Genomic DNA, 13,512 nt, shown 5'->3' on the forward strand with positions numbered 1-13,512 from the left:
TTGGCAACCACCGCCCCGCTCGGTGGTGGTATTTCTTCGCAGCACTTTTTGGGAGTACACTCCCAACCAGCACCACTTGAGGAAGCTTTCTTGGCCGTTAGCCTCCCCCTGTGGCTCCATCAACTGACGCAACCAGTGAGGGAACCATGTGTCCTCAGTATACCCCATTTTCGGGCGCCATAAATACCCCGTGCGTGCTTGCGCGCCATCTCTCCTTTGACTTCCCACCCACCAGGCATCCAGGCCTCGCATATCGAGCGCGGCGATCTCCCGTAGATTGCTCCCTGACTGCTGCCTTGGTGGGGTGGGATCGTGTGCGCCAGTAGAGCTCGTCACGTCTTTGGGCAGTACGGCCTCGATCTCTGGGGTCCCAACGAGCACTACGACCTGCTGCACCGCGAACAGCGGGGAGCGGTCATTCTCTGGGAGCGGGCCATTCTGGGGGGCAAACGCTGGATCAAGCTCAAGCCCAACGATCCCCGTATTCCCGAGATGCTCCGGGCGCAGGAAGGGCAAAACGATGCCTACATCACCCCCAACGAGTTCGACGGCTGGCGTCTCGTGCGTCTCCTACGTTCCCTGCGGGCCTGCTATGTGGATCTGGACGGGTGTACCGACATCGAGGCGGTCCTGGATGCTCTTTCCGCCCGGCAACTGCCCTGCCCATCGTTCATCCTATTGTCCGGTCGAGGCCTGCACCTCTACTGGCTCCTCGAGGCAGTGCCTGCCCAGGCGCTGCCCGTGTGGCAGCGTATCCAGGATGCCCTGATCGCCGCTCTGGTGGACCTGGGCGCCGATTCCGCCGCCAAGGACTGCACCCGGCTCCTGCGTTTGGCGGGAACCCGCAACAGCAAGAACGCCGTCGAGATCGTCGGGCACATCTTTGATGGTCACCGTTGGAGTCTTCGGCAACTCGCTTTCGAGGTACTGGGCCGGGACGGTAAAGGCCGCAGGCCTGCGGAGGTCCGTGACCTGCGCGCCAAGCGCAAAGGCCCCGACCGGGCCATCCAGGGCAGCATCTACGCCCGCTGGTTGCTGGTGTTCCAGGATCTTATCCGCATCAGCGAACACCACCGGCACGACATTCCCGAGGGCCACCGGGACAAGTGGCTCTTCCTCTGCGGAGCGGCGCTGTCCTGGTTCACCCATCCCCAGGGCATCGCCGCCGAGATTGCCAGTCTGGGCCGTCTACATACCGGCCTGGATCCCCAGGAAATCCTCTCCACCACCAAGCCCAACCTGGAGCGTGCCATCGATGCCGCGGCGGGGAAGAAACTCACCTGGAACGGCCAGGAGGTGGATCCGCGCTATCGCTTCAAACGCCAGACCCTCTACGACTGGTTATCGCCCATCATCCCCGACAACATCTTTCCAGAGCTTCGGGCCATCGTCCCCGACGAGCTGGCAAGGGAACGCCGCAAGCCCCACGATAACAGACAACGCAACCGAGCCGCGGAAGGCCGATACCGTGACAGCTACACCAAGGCAGGAGTACGGGTCAGCAACCAAGACAAACGCGCCCAGGCGCAGGTCATGCGTGCACAAGGGCAAAGTTACCGGCAGATTGCAGAGGGGTTGGGAATTTCTCACGAGACAGCGCGCCTCTGGTCTAAAAGTGTCAAGTAATCGCCCCCCCTTGTATAGCCCCCCGGAGGGTAAGGTGAAGCCTTGCGCCGTAGGCGCTTGTCTAAAAATCGGGTGTCCTTTTGGGTGGTAGCATCGATTGGTTCGTTTTTCGTTGATTTTTCCCCAGAACGACAGTTCCTGCTTCTTAGGTCCAGCGGGTGAGCGACTGCGAGCTTGCTCGCCAGGAGCGAGGCCGCAACCCGGTGGCAGATGTTTGACCGCCCCCATCGGGAATGAACGTAGGTACGGATAGGAGGGCCTGCACGGATCGGAAGAGGGGGCGCGGGGGAGAGGGTGCTGCCTTTCTGGGCTCGTCTGTTTCGTGCGCTCCTGTCTGGGGTTGCCCCTGTTCCCCACAGATGGCCCCACAGATTTTGGGGATAAGGTCGGTCGTTGCCCTCTTTCTTTTCCAGAATCGCCGGTGTTATTGTTTTTGCGATGTTTCTCGCTTTCCTCGCAGATCAAAGCTGCGGGGTTTTTCTTTTTGGCTGTTCGGCAACTCGTCTCCCAAGTCTCGTGTCTGAAAACCCCAACTTGGTCCCCATCTCATCGAGCTTCCGCGATGCTGTTGGTGTGTCCGGCAGATGGCCGTTATCCGGACCGCAGGGGGAAACCCTGTGGTGTGTTCCCTAGCCCGGCATCGAGGATGCCCCGTAATCGGCCAGAAATGCCCCTGGAAGCGATGCAATGGGGTGGGGTGGTAGTTCCGTTCCCCCGGAGCGAAATCGAGGCGGTTTTGCGGCCTGTTGGCGGCGATGGTGGGCGATGCCATCTGCGGTTTCCCGCCTTTGTCGTTACCCGGTAACGACCGATCCTGCCCTTTGCTGCTGTCACGGTGACGCCGAGGTCTGCGCTCTCGCTGGTTTGTAGCGGGTTTTCCCGGAATGGTGGGCGCGGTGGCTGGGTAGATTTACACTATTGTTCTTGTTAATTACGGTAATTACGGTTACACTGTAATTATCTATTCAGGGTGGGAGGTGCGCTCATGGAGCCAGAAGTACCGTTGGGGCGGGTGACACTGGAGGATGTACGGGCTGCAGTCGAGCAGTTGGGCGGTGATCCGGCCCGGACCAATGCCGCCAAGGTGCGGGAGGTGTTGGGTCGGGGCGGCTTTGGGACCATCCAGAAGCACCTGGAACGGTTGCGGGCAGAGCAGGCGGAGCCCGAGGCCGAGGAAGGGCCAGAAACGGCCCCAGAGGCGCCTAGAGAGCTCGTGCAAGGGATTTGGGCAGCCGCCTGGGCAGAAGCCGCCAGATGGCACGGAAAGGCCCTTACGGATGCCCTGCAGAAAGTAGCGTGCCCTTTGCTGCTGTCACGGTGACGCCGAGGTCTGCGCTCTCGCTGGTTTGTAGCGGGTTTTCCCGGAATGGTGGGCGCGGTGGCTGGGTAGATTTACACTATTGTTCTTGTTAGCCGATCTCGAAGGGCGTTTGGGGGTGGCCCTCGATGATCTGGAGGGGTTGGCCACGCGCCTGGACCAGCTCGAAGCCGAAAGAGACGAAGCCGTAGCGCGGGCGGAAGCTGCCGAGAAGACGCTAGCGGACGAACGGTGGGTGATGCTGGGAGAGCGGGCAGCGGTAAAGGGGATGATGGAGCGGCTACGGTCCATGCTGCCCAAGGAGTGAGGGGTCTACCCCGTCACGGTGACGGGGTAGACCTCGATCTTCGCACCCAAGGAATCCGGTGCGGGAACGGTGTAAATGGTCCTAATCATTTGCGGTATACCTCCCTGCGATTGCCGATGCGCACAACGAGGATGCACAACGCGCCGTCCTCAATGCTGGCAATGATGCGGTAATCGCCGACACGGTACTTCCAGAAGGCTCCCAGCTTGGAGCCTTTGAGGGCTTCGCCAATGCTGCGCGGGTCGTCGAGTTGCGCGACACGCTCTCGCAGAAAAGCCGTGATGCGCTTGGCGACGGCTCTGTCCAGCGCAGCCAAGTCTTTCTTGGCCTTATCGCCGATCTCAATCTGCCAGACCAAGATCGCGCTCTACTTCGTCCAGCGTGTAGGTGCGGCTGCGGCCTGCGCGAATGTCCATCAGGCGTTGCTCCGCAAGGTACAAATCTTCGAGGTCGTCCAAGTGCTCAAGGATGGCTTCGCGGGCATAGAAAGTTTTGGTGCGCCCGGTGGCCCGAGCCAGTGCTTCCAGGCGGGCCTCCACTTCAGCGGGCAGTCGAATGGCAAGCACGTTTCGGCTCCTGTTCAGAAACGATATACAAGTATATCGCAACTACCGCGCTATGTGCGAAATGGGCAAACCTCTGGCCACGGGCCACGGCCCACATCGAGGATGTCCCGCAATCGGCCAGAAATGGCCCTAGAAGCGATTTTCTGGGATGGGGTTGTAGGGTAGCAGCACCACGGGTCAAAAGAGATCATTTTGGGGGCGATTTGGGCGTCCTGCCCATGGCCCGTACTGGCTGTATCGGCAGTCGGGCCACTTTGTGTGGACAGGACCTGGCGATGGTAGCACGACGGTGGGGGCGGGCAGGGCGCTTTGCGCCGCGCTTTCCGTCTCCACGCCTTCGGCGCGGAGCCTCTCGCCGGAGCGCGGGCCGCGGGTTGCGGCCCCTGCCCGGGACCGGTTGGGGAGGTCACGCGCTCGATGGTCGCCAAGTGTGGTGCTGGGGTCCGGAGCTATACCACGATCCCCCCCCCTTTATCTTGCGTTCGGAGTCCCGTGGGTACGGTTCCGGGATGCTGTGGGTTGGAAGGTGACGGTGTTGGGATGAGGAGGCGGAGTCTCGCCGTATAGCCGCTGGTGTAGCCAGGGATCGAGCCCGACGTGGCCGTGGTGGCCCAACCAGAAGTCCAGGAAGCCGGCCACCAGGAAAGCGAACAGGATCTCCCGGCGTCTCACGGCCACTCCGGGTCGTTACCGTGTTCGTCGAAGAGCACCCACACCAGGGCCACGATCCAGCCCAGCACCGTCCAGCCGAGGGTGAGGTTCAGCAGGGCAATGCCCCGTCGGGTCGGGCATGCCCGATCCAGGCCAGCACGCTCGGGATGGTGTATCCGATGAGCCCTATCGCGGTTCCGAGCACCAGAATAACGACAAAGCCCTGAGGACTGTTGGTCAGCCAATGCATGGCAGGAGGTCAGGGGGCTCAGAAAAGCCGGCTGGGCTTGGGAATGACCATAGGCGCATCGGGGCGTTCCGGACACAACGCGGTGTGGCGCCATTTTGGTCATTCCCGTTTGGCTGTCAACGGGATAGGCCAGGGATATGGCCGATCCATCCGCTTTTAGGGTTCGCGGATTGCTGCGGCTCCCGGGAATGAGAAGGCCTCAAGGGCCGTTTCCTGGTCGGGGTGGTACTACCCTAGTGGACGCCAGGAGAAAATCGCTCCCAGGGCCGTTTGCGGCCGGCGGAGGAGCGCTTTTGCGGGGTGGTGTGGGTTTCCTGGCGTCTAGTGCTGCTCGCGCATGTCCTTGGCCAGTTGTTGGTAGCGTTTCTGCTGGGCAGGGTCGAGCAGGCGGTAGGCCTCAAGGTGGTGTTCCATCATGGCGGAAGCCGCCGCGGCCTCGGCCAGGCCCAGCGCAGCGAAGTCGGCGCGGATCGTGCGGATGGAGGGATCCGGCTGGTGGGCTTGGGCCAAGTAGTGCGCTTGGGCGGTGTGTACCCGCCGGAGGGCGGCCTTCGTGTCCTGAACCATGCCGATGACCTGCCGGCGCAGGGCGAGGATTTGTGCCTTGGTCAGGTGTAAGGCCTGTGCGTGCTGCAGGTCCCAGCGGGGTCCTGGGTGGTAGGGCATGAACGTGTCGTGGAATCCCAGGGAATGGTGCACGAAATACCGATGTTCTGCCGGGGTCAGCTTGGGTAGGTCAGACGCCGGCGTGGCGGCCAGCGCTCCGGTACTGACCAGTACGAGTATCCATCCGATCCGGTGGCGCACGATGGTCCTCCTTGGTTTAGGGGTCGGTTGAGTGCATTTCACCCTGCTGTAACAGGCAGGCGATGGTTGGTCCCGATACCTGGGCTGGGATTCCTCATCCCTGTGCGGGATGGGGTGGCCCTTAGCCCAGGAGTGTCAGCTCTTTTGGCTTTTTGCAGCGGAGTGGGCGCTGCTCGTGGCTGAAGTGGCCTTTGCCGAGGATGCGGAAGCCGTGGCTGCCGCGGCCGACTGGGTTACGGCGGTTGAGCTCGTCTTGGCGCTGGTCGACTTGGCAGGGGCTGCCGAGGTGGTGCTGCTCGTTGTGCTCGAGGTGGGAGCGCTTTCCTTCTTGGCGCAACCGGCCAGGGCGATCACCCCGAGGGCAAGTGCTGCAGCGCGCAGAGCGTATGGGCCCCGGTGTGGGGTTAGGGAGCTGGAACGGTAGGGCATCGACATCTTCTCCTGTTTTTTCATAGAGGTGGGCAGTTTTCTGCCGGAATCAGGCTACCCTACACCGAGTTGTAGGGGAAGCGGCGTGGCAAAAAGAAAGCCAGTGGCACTGCCACTGGCCAAGTTCAAACATCATGCCATTTTTTGGACTGGTCTTTGTCGGCTAAGTTCCGAAAGGATTGGACTTATCGGGATCTGTGGCTTTGAACGGGAACCGGTGGGACTCCCTCTGCTGGCGGTGGTGGAGGATTGCAGTGGCCTTTGAGGGACTGGCTGGCGTGGAAGGTCACGACCCTGCGGGCGGTGATCTCGACGGGGGCTTTCGTCTTGGGGTTGCGGCCCGGGCGGGCGCGTTTGTCGCGCAGGATGAAGTTGCCGAAGCCGGAGAGCTTGACGTTTTCGCCCTGGGCGAGGGTCTGTCGGATCTGGTCGAAGAACAGATCGACGATGGTCCTGGCTTCCGTCACGGTGAAGCCCAGGGTGTCGGCCAGGTAACTTAGGCGAGGTCTTTCCGGGTGACGGTCATGGGGTATCCTCCTCGGATATGGATGGGGAGCGCAGGTGCCGGTGGGCGACGAGCTCGGCCTGGGTCTTGGGGCCATCGGCGAGGGCGGCCAGGAGCTTCTGGAGGTCTTGTCGGAGCAGGGGATCGGTCATGGTGGAATACTTAGTCGAAGTGGCCGACGGCTTCTGGAGAGTCCGGATGCCTGCTGCGGGCAATCCTATAGGGGTATGCCTTTATGCCGTTGCGCCGGTGCCTGTGTCCGTGGATTTCTGGGAAGGATCCTGTTGCTCTCCCAGGCGTTTCCAGGAAGCGACTTTCTGGGGATCCTGGAGATTCCCTTTGGCCTCGAGGAGGAGTCCCAGGAGGGTGGTTCGGTCGAGTGAGAGGAGTCCTGCTGCTTCTACCACGGTTCCTGCGGCGAAGATGGCCTTGCTGCGTTCTTTGCGGGCGGCTATGCGGGCCTGACGATCCTGTTCCTTGCGCAACTTCTGGAGTTCGGCTCTGGTAGCCCTGGACTTGGCTTCGTACTCGGCCAGTTGTTTGGTAAGGCGCTCGATCTTGCTGGGCATGGGCTATACTCTCGGATGACCACCCTCGGACCAAGCTAGCATCCTCGGTTCTGCATCTCCCGTCAATCTGGAGTATCCTTATCGCAGGCATCGCCCTGAATTAAAATCAAGGCGCGCTTTAATGTTTCTGGACAAATCCAGAAACGCGTGCAACGGCATCGATTGCGTCCCTACATGGAGACGGCATGGCCATCTATCACCTACACGCGAAGACCTGGAGTAAGGGTGCCGGTCAAGGTGCCGGCGGCCATGCGCGCTATGTGCTACGGCAGGGACCGTATGCCAAGCGGGTGGTCGAGCGGGTCGAGTGCTCGGCGGTACAGCGGGTGGAGGATGATCGTGCGGCGGAGGTGGTAGCGTCCTATTCGGATCACCTGCCTGCGTGGGTGGATGGGGATCCCTTGGCTTATTGGGATGCCGCCGATGCCTACGAGCGGGCGAATGGGACGGTGTATCGGGAGCTCGAGTTTGCGCTGCCCATGGAACTGTCCGAGGAGCGCAACCTCAAGCTCGCGCAGGCCTTTGCGGAAGCCCTGGCGCGGGTGGATCGAGGAGCTACGCCCTATACGCTGGTTCTCCACCGCAGTACGCGGGATCCGGGGCTCCTGCACTGTCACCTGATGCTGTCGGATCGGGTGAATGACGGGTACGAGCGGAGTCCGGAGCTTTGGTTCCGGCGGGCGGCGAATCGGGGGAAGGACCCGTCCCGTGGGGGTGCGCCCAAGACCCAGTCGCGTATTTCCCAGGACTGGTTGGGGACGGTGGTGCGTCCCTTGTGGGCGGAGCTCGCCAATGCGGCTCTGGAACAGGCCCGGTGTGGAGCGCGTATCGATCACCGGAGTCTGGAAGCGCAGCGGCTGGAGCGGGAGTTGCTGGCGGAGCAGGCGCGGGAGCGGGGGGACGAACGGGCGGCTGCCCGCTATCGGAAAGCCGCGGCGATTCTGGACCGGCCGGCGCAGCCCAAGCGGGGGCGGGTTCTGGAGCACGGTGGGCCGGAATGCGCACCTGGGCAGGCGAGGGTGTGGGAGCGGTACGAGAAGGCCTTGGTGGAACGTCAGGCGGCCATTGATGCGGTCCTATCCGCAGAGCGGGAAGCCGAGCGGTTGCGAGCCGAGATCGCGCGGGAGCGGCAACGGGAAGAGCGACGGGCGGCAGCGAAGCGGGAGCGCGAAGCCAGCCATGGGGGATGGCCGGATGGGATGGCGGTGGCCCGCGGGGTTCTGGCTTACCTGGAGGCCTTGGGCCGGGCCTATCGGCAGGAGGTACGGACTCGATGGGAACGTCGGCAAGCCGAGCGGCGGCGGGCGGCCCTCGATGCGCAACGGGTGGAACGGGAGCGGCAAGAGCGCCGGGGGCGGCTCCTGGATTTGGCGGCCTCTCTGGCGGCCGATGCGGAGTGTCGCTTGCGCTTGCGGTAGAGGCGTATGAGGCCGCGGGATTTCGGTTGGAGCAGCGACCGGATGGGAAGTGGGTGTTTGTGTATCCCCATGGGGATTTGCTGGAGGAGCGGCAAGCGGTACGGGAAGCCCGGCGAGCGTGGGACGATCGGCGGCGCGTCGTGGAACGGGACCGCATCACGGAGCAGGAGCGGCGGCCTGGTATTCGGCATCCCGACAAACCCCGATGGCGGGTGGAGCGGGAGCGCATCCTGACCGAGGTCTATGGTGAAGCCGTGGCTGAGCAGATGGGGCGTTGGTATCGCATCGAGCGGCAGGGCGAAACCTTGGTGTTCAGGAATAGTGTGGCCGAGGTCACGGACCATGGCGACCGGGTGACGGCGGCAGCGGGCAACGAGCGCGAAATCGAAGCGATGATAGCGCTTGCTCGCGCCAAGGGCTGGACTCGCGTGTCGCTGACGGGATCGCCGGAATTCCGGGAAAGGGCCGCATGTGTCTTTCTTGAGGCGGGTTTTACTCTGGACGATCCGGCGTTGGAGGAAAGGGCGCGGCAAGCACTTGAGGTGGAGCGAGCGGCGTTGGTGGAGCAGCAGGAGCGGGAGACCCGGCCTGGCATCCGTCATGCCGACCGGAGCCAGTGGGCCGTGGACCGTGAGTGGGTGGTATCCCGGAAATATGACTACCGTCACGCGGAGCGGGCGGAACGCAACGGCTTTTACTCTCGATGGATGGACGACGAGCAGGGGCTGTTCTATGAGCGCAAGAAGGATGGCGTGCGCTTTATTGATCAAGGTGCGTTGATTGTGGCGCCCCGGGATGAACCCTATCGGGAGGGTGCCCCGGAGGTATACGTCTTATACGCGCAGGCGAGGGGCTGGCAGAGCATCGATATTTTGGGTGATGAGGCGTTTCGATTGCGGGCAGCCCGGGTGGCGCTGGAAGAGGGGTTGGAGGTATCTGACCCGGATCTCACGAGGCGAGCGCAAGGCCTCATCAAGGCGGAGCTGCGTCGTGTGCCACAGCCCGAGGTCCAGACTGTACCGCAACCGGCGCAGAGGCCTGCGCCAGAGCCTAAAGCCCCCACGTCTCCCTTGTTTACTGGGGAGTGGAAAGGGTCCACCCAGGGGAGTCCGCGGGCAGGTGGCCCTGCCCTATTCACGGTGAAGCATGGCGAGGTGTCGGTGTACCACGATCATTGGCGAGTGGATGGGGTAGCGCTGGATCCGGTGCAAACGAGCAAGGGTCCTGCGCTGCGAGGCACAGCGCGCTACCCGGACGGTCACAGCGTTACCTTGGTTATCGATTTGTCCGACAGGCAGGGTCGTGGCTATGGGGTGTGGGTAGCAGTCAAAGATCCTGATGGACAGATCATCGAAAAACAGGCTGGAAAGGTTGAGCCGCAACAGCGTGACCTGAATCGGACACGGGGGCGTGGGAGGGGAGGGTGATGCTCTCAAAAGCCGTGTGGACTGACCTTAGCTAAATCGACATGGGGTTACGAGAAGGCCGAGGCTAGCAACCGCAAGGCCCGGGTTCTCGAAACTCCGGGCCTCTCAAAACGGTTCGATTTTAGGAGCATGAGCAAAGATCCCTGAGTCATCCGGACGAAGTTTCCTGCCGTTTTGTTAGGGTTGCCAGTCCCTTTAGTAGCAATTGGTTTTCCGACGCCAGCAGGTTACCCTGATGCAGCGCCCCCTCCATGTCCCCGGCATCCAGGAGGGACTTGGCCACGCGGGCGAAGTTATGGATACGTTCGTGGCGGGCAAGTAGACCCGCGAAATCCGGTGAGTCACCAAAGAGAAGAGCGCCCTCTCCCCGCAGCCACCGCCCCAGATGACAATACTCCTCGGCGTCCGCTTCCAGGACGTGGGCGGGAAATGGATTTTCCTGGCGCAGGGCGTGGAGGAACTCCTGCACACGCAGGATGTGCCCTTCCAGGATCGGCGGCAGTATGTCCATAGGGGGTGATGCGTCCTCCAACCGGTGGATGGGGCGAAAACGAGTGATCCAGGCAGGGATATCCTCGGCCGGAATCGGCCTGGAGAAGAGATACCCTTGTAGATGGCTGCAACCTATCTTGGCCAGCAAGGCGGCGTATTCCGCCCTTTCCACTCCCTCGGCAATTACTTCCATGCCCAACATGCGGCTCGTAGTGATCACCCCGGCAATGATGGCCAGATCCTTGGGATCGTCGAGTATGTCGCACACGAAGTTCTGGTCGATCTTGATGGAATGGGCGGGGAGCTGCTGGAGGTAGGTCAGAGAGGCATTGCCAGTGCCGAAGTCGTCGAGGGCGATGCGTACTCCCAGATCCTGACAGCTTTTCAGAACCGACTGGGCGTCCGCGAGATTGAGTAGGGGGGCCGATTCGGTGATCTCGATCTCCAACTGCTCCGGCGGCACGCTCGCGTGATTGGCCAACGCCTCCTGTAGATCCTCTAGGAAACGTGCGTCGAGCAGGTGACGCGTGCTGATATTTACCGCTACGCGCAGCACCAAACCATCCCGCTGCCAGATCGCTGTCTGCCGCAACGCGGTATCCAGAACGAAGCGGCCAATGGGGCGCGCGATGCGGGGATGATCCAGGGCGGAGAAGAAGGCCGCTGGCGTGAGCAGTCCTTTTTCGGGGTGGTCCAGGCGCAGGAGCGCCTCCACGCCCACCACTCCATCGGCGCTGGCTACGATCGGCTGGTAGTGCAGGACCAGGCGGTCCTCGCGCAACGCCTGATCCAGTAGGGCGCGCATACGCGCATCGTTCTGCATGGCTTCATCCATGGCCAGGGTATGCAGTTTACACTGGTCCCGGCCCGCATCCTTGGCAGCATAGAGCGCCAGATCGGCGTGCCGAATCAGGGTGCTGATGTCGCTGTCGTCCAGGGGGTAGAGGGTGACACCCAGGCTGCCCGAAACATGGACCGCTTCGCCATGGACTTCCAGAGGTTCGCGGAGGGTGGCGAGTAGGCGCTCGCAGACGATCTCGAGATCTTTCAGTCGCTCCAAGCCGGGTAGCAGCAGGCCAAACTCGTCGCCGCCCATGCGCGCAAGGGTGTCCCCTGCCCGCAACTGCGCCTGCAGCCGTTGCACCACGGTCTGGAGCAACTGATCTCCCGCATCGTGGCCCAGGCGGTCGTTTACCTGCTTGAACCCATCCAGATCGAGAAGGGCTACCCCCAACAGCCGTTCGTGCCGCAGTGTTTGGTTTCGGGCAATCTCCAGGCGGTCCAGGAAAAGGGCGCGGTTGGGAAGGCCCGTAAGTTGGTCGCGCAAGGCTTGGTTGCGCAATCGGAGCACCAGTTCCCCCAGGTGGGCAAAGGCATCGAAATACACCGAGCCCACCCGGTGGAAATAGCCTTTTTCGCGCACTCCAATGAGGCCTGCGCCGCGGAGATCCTCGGCTCCGAACGGAAAGATGCCAATTTCCGCAACGCGGTCGCGCAAGGCCTGGATCCATTCCGGGGCCTGCGGATCGTCCATGGACTGGATGACGGCGTTCCCGCTTTCCAAGGCTTCCCAGCAGGGATCTCCGGCGATCTTCGGGATTTGCAGCGCCGGCAACGGTAGCCCAGCGAGGCAATCCGGGGTTAACACCTCCCCAATGGCGCCGCTCACTACATAACCGGCTAGGCGCACATTGGCGCTCTTGCGCGGTAAGGCTTCGCAGATCTGCTGCAACAACCCCTCGGGCCGGGGGGACTCGTCGCCCCGGGGAGCCGCGAGGACGCCCAGCAGGATATCGAACAAGGCCAGACGCTCGGCATCGGTCTCGCGGGAGGCGCGGGCGTAGCCGTCGAGCTGGATCATGAGGTCGCCGATCAGCAAGCGGAACAGGGCGTCCCGCAGTAGATTCCGGTCGCTCGCCGGAATCTGCTCGTGGAGCACTTTTTGCCAATGGCGCCAGTAGAGGATATAGGCGCCAGCCACCCAGGAGGGCTCGATGCCGAGGTGGTGGTGCAGGGCCCCGATTCTGTGCATGGATTCCCGCCAGGACTTGTCCAGGTGGCTGGCCAGAAGCCCGCTGACGTGCTCTGCCTGTTTCTGGATCAGGGCATCCAGACGCGCGCGGGAGAAATCTCGGAAGACGACGGCAGTGACTGGGTGAGCGAGCAGGTAGTCGTAAAAAGCACGGGCCAGCGTGGGCGTCTCCTTATCCAGGAGATCCCGGTAGCGATCGATGAGCCGAAAGTCTGCATCCTGTAGGCCAAGAAAATTGGGCAGAGTGCTGGTGTGGGCGGTTGATCTGGGCGTCATGGTATGGATCCCTCAGGGCCGACTAGCCATGGCGAGATCGTGCAGAATCGACGATGCGTTTCATGGATTCTGCCTTCTTGCACAGATACAGTTGTTCCGCCTTTTTGCGTTGGGCAGCCGTGAGCTGCATCTTGACCCCGACGAGATAGCGGTATGGTGCTCCTCTGGCAAGCGCCTCGCGGCGGGCCGTGGTTACTACGGTCTCGCAGGCACCGCAGTCCAAAACCTCGAACTCGGCCAGAAATGTGTCTCCTACGACAAACGCCTCGTCCGTGTAGAAACTGGCTCCTGAGGGGCTGAAGTCGTGGAGCCTTGCCAGGATGGTCCGCCCATCCCGTTTCCGAAGGAGAATGTTTCCTTCGATGGGAATCCTTCTGTCTTTACGTGTGTTGCGCTGGTAGACCAGGCCCGGTGGTGCAAAATGCGTTTGCCCTTGATGGCGGTACAGAAAGCTCGACAGCCCCATGCTGATGCGGCCATCCTGCTCCACAAAGATCAACGCCCGCCGGTAGGCATCGTCGCCAAGGAGCGTGGGTCGTGCTGGTGTGAAGAGGAGATTCATGGATATCGGGTCGCAACCCTCAAAAACGAAGGGGTGTCCGCCATCATCGATCTCGGCTGAGAGGATGACGGCGGCGCCGCGTCCGCCATCGCATATCCGACTCTCGGCAATCCCAATGGCGGGCTGGAACTCGGGTATCAACAGTTCCATGTAGGAAGCAAGATCCATCTCGGACCGCAGGGGTAGGAGCATGCCGAGATTTGAATCGTCGCGAGTGAGGCTCATCCCGATCTAGCGCGCTCCTGAGCAGATGAAGAGATTCGTTGATACGGCACCC

General features: G+C 62.2%; 14 protein-coding genes and 1 pseudogene. 6 read left to right on the forward strand and 9 right to left on the reverse strand.

Annotated elements, in window-relative coordinates:
- Positions 1–312 precede the first annotated feature (312 nt).
- The 3 genes from ACAty_RS14555 to ACAty_RS14565 all read left to right on the forward strand — a co-directional run bounded on the left by ACAty_RS14555 (position 313) and on the right by ACAty_RS14565 (position 3,251).
- Positions 313–1,626: a DNA-primase RepB domain-containing protein gene (locus ACAty_RS14555; protein ID WP_004872540.1), complete on the forward strand. Its 1,314-nt coding sequence runs from the start codon at positions 313–315 to the stop codon at positions 1,624–1,626.
- A 985-nt stretch (positions 1,627–2,611) separates the two neighbouring features.
- Positions 2,612–2,947, forward strand: coding sequence for a DNA-binding protein (locus tag ACAty_RS14560; RefSeq protein ID WP_040131484.1), 336 nt, complete (start codon positions 2,612–2,614; stop codon positions 2,945–2,947).
- A gap of 79 nt (positions 2,948–3,026) precedes the next feature.
- The gene (locus ACAty_RS14565) at positions 3,027–3,251 is read left to right on the forward strand and encodes a hypothetical protein (RefSeq protein ID WP_040131486.1); all 225 of its coding nucleotides are present in this window, start codon (positions 3,027–3,029) and stop codon (positions 3,249–3,251) included.
- A gap of 85 nt (positions 3,252–3,336) precedes the next feature.
- Here ACAty_RS14565 and ACAty_RS14570 read toward each other — a convergent pair whose 3' ends face one another.
- The 4 genes from ACAty_RS14570 to ACAty_RS14585 all read right to left on the reverse strand — a co-directional run bounded on the left by ACAty_RS14570 (position 3,337) and on the right by ACAty_RS14585 (position 5,525).
- Positions 3,337–3,609, reverse strand: a complete 273-nt coding sequence (locus ACAty_RS14570; RefSeq protein WP_040131488.1) for a type II toxin-antitoxin system RelE family toxin — start codon at positions 3,607–3,609, stop codon at positions 3,337–3,339.
- On the reverse strand, positions 3,593–3,817 hold the full coding sequence (gene relB / locus ACAty_RS14575) for a type II toxin-antitoxin system RelB family antitoxin (RefSeq protein WP_040131490.1): 225 nt from the start codon (positions 3,815–3,817) through the stop codon (positions 3,593–3,595). The genes ACAty_RS14570 and relB overlap by 17 nt, the downstream gene beginning before the upstream one ends.
- Before the next feature lie 668 nt (positions 3,818–4,485).
- Positions 4,486–4,812 (reverse strand): superinfection immunity protein, encoded by a 327-nt coding sequence (locus ACAty_RS15655; RefSeq protein WP_238323842.1) that lies wholly within the window; start codon positions 4,810–4,812, stop codon positions 4,486–4,488.
- 227 nt (positions 4,813–5,039) lie between these two features.
- Positions 5,040–5,525 carry a hypothetical protein gene (locus ACAty_RS14585; protein WP_040131494.1) on the reverse strand — a complete coding sequence of 162 codons (486 nt, stop codon included), beginning with the start codon at positions 5,523–5,525 and terminating at the stop codon, positions 5,040–5,042.
- Between the two features lie 109 nt (positions 5,526–5,634).
- On the opposite strand from ACAty_RS14585, the gene ACAty_RS14590 reads away from it, so the two are divergent.
- Positions 5,635–5,949, forward strand: a complete 315-nt coding sequence (locus ACAty_RS14590) for a hypothetical protein (RefSeq protein WP_049784793.1) — start codon at positions 5,635–5,637, stop codon at positions 5,947–5,949.
- Positions 5,950–6,139: 190 nt separating this feature from the next.
- Here ACAty_RS14590 and ACAty_RS15660 read toward each other — a convergent pair.
- The 3 genes and pseudogenes from ACAty_RS15660 to ACAty_RS14600 form a co-directional block, all read right to left on the reverse strand.
- A pseudogene (locus ACAty_RS15660) lies at positions 6,140–6,480 on the reverse strand (integration host factor subunit alpha).
- Positions 6,477–6,611 (reverse strand): hypothetical protein, encoded by a 135-nt coding sequence (locus tag ACAty_RS16660; RefSeq protein ID WP_264317469.1) that lies wholly within the window; start codon positions 6,609–6,611, stop codon positions 6,477–6,479. Before ACAty_RS16660 ends, ACAty_RS15660 begins: the two are co-directional and overlap by 4 nt.
- An 81-nt stretch (positions 6,612–6,692) precedes the next feature.
- A complete protein-coding gene (locus tag ACAty_RS14600; RefSeq protein WP_040131497.1) occupies positions 6,693–7,028 on the reverse strand; it encodes a conjugal transfer protein TraD in 336 nt (111 codons plus the stop codon).
- Positions 7,029–7,213: 185 nt separating this feature from the next.
- Here ACAty_RS14600 and ACAty_RS16665 point away from each other — a divergent pair, with 185 nt between their 5' ends.
- Positions 7,214–8,446, forward strand: coding sequence for a MobA/MobL family protein (locus ACAty_RS16665; protein ID WP_051620907.1), 1,233 nt, complete (start codon positions 7,214–7,216; stop codon positions 8,444–8,446).
- A 53-nt stretch (positions 8,447–8,499) separates the two neighbouring features.
- A complete protein-coding gene (locus tag ACAty_RS16580; RefSeq protein WP_238323843.1) occupies positions 8,500–9,873 on the forward strand; it encodes an LPD7 domain-containing protein in 1,374 nt (457 codons plus the stop codon).
- Positions 9,874–10,021: 148 nt separating this feature from the next.
- Here the strand turns inward: ACAty_RS16580 and ACAty_RS14615 are convergent, their stop codons facing one another.
- Entirely contained in the window at positions 10,022–12,673 is a 2,652-nt protein-coding gene (locus tag ACAty_RS14615) for an EAL domain-containing protein (protein WP_004872567.1), read from the reverse strand.
- A 22-nt stretch (positions 12,674–12,695) separates the two neighbouring features.
- Complete coding sequence (locus ACAty_RS14620; RefSeq protein ID WP_169737335.1) at positions 12,696–13,460, reverse strand: PilZ domain-containing protein; 765 nt, start codon at positions 13,458–13,460, stop codon at positions 12,696–12,698.
- Positions 13,461–13,512: the final 52 nt, after the last annotated feature.

The organism is Acidithiobacillus caldus ATCC 51756 (assembly GCF_000175575.2).
Classification (GTDB): Bacteria; Pseudomonadota; Gammaproteobacteria; order Acidithiobacillales; family Acidithiobacillaceae; genus Acidithiobacillus_A; species Acidithiobacillus_A caldus.

Coding starts and splice junctions, on each gene's coding strand:
- ACAty_RS14590 (WP_049784793.1), top strand. CDS start 5,635: ATGGGGTGGCCCTTAGCCCAGGAGTGTCAGCTCTTTTGGCTTTTTGCA.
- ACAty_RS16660 (WP_264317469.1), bottom strand. CDS start 6,611: ATGACCGATCCCCTGCTCCGACAAGACCTCCAGAAGCTCCTGGCCGCC.
- ACAty_RS15655 (WP_238323842.1), bottom strand. CDS start 4,812: ATGGCGCCACACCGCGTTGTGTCCGGAACGCCCCGATGCGCCTATGGT.
- ACAty_RS14615 (WP_004872567.1), bottom strand. CDS start 12,673: ATGACGCCCAGATCAACCGCCCACACCAGCACTCTGCCCAATTTTCTT.
- ACAty_RS16665 (WP_051620907.1), top strand. CDS start 7,214: ATGGCCATCTATCACCTACACGCGAAGACCTGGAGTAAGGGTGCCGGT.
- ACAty_RS14560 (WP_040131484.1), top strand. CDS start 2,612: ATGGAGCCAGAAGTACCGTTGGGGCGGGTGACACTGGAGGATGTACGG.
- ACAty_RS14600 (WP_040131497.1), bottom strand. CDS start 7,028: ATGCCCAGCAAGATCGAGCGCCTTACCAAACAACTGGCCGAGTACGAA.
- ACAty_RS14620 (WP_169737335.1), bottom strand. CDS start 13,460: ATGAGCCTCACTCGCGACGATTCAAATCTCGGCATGCTCCTACCCCTG.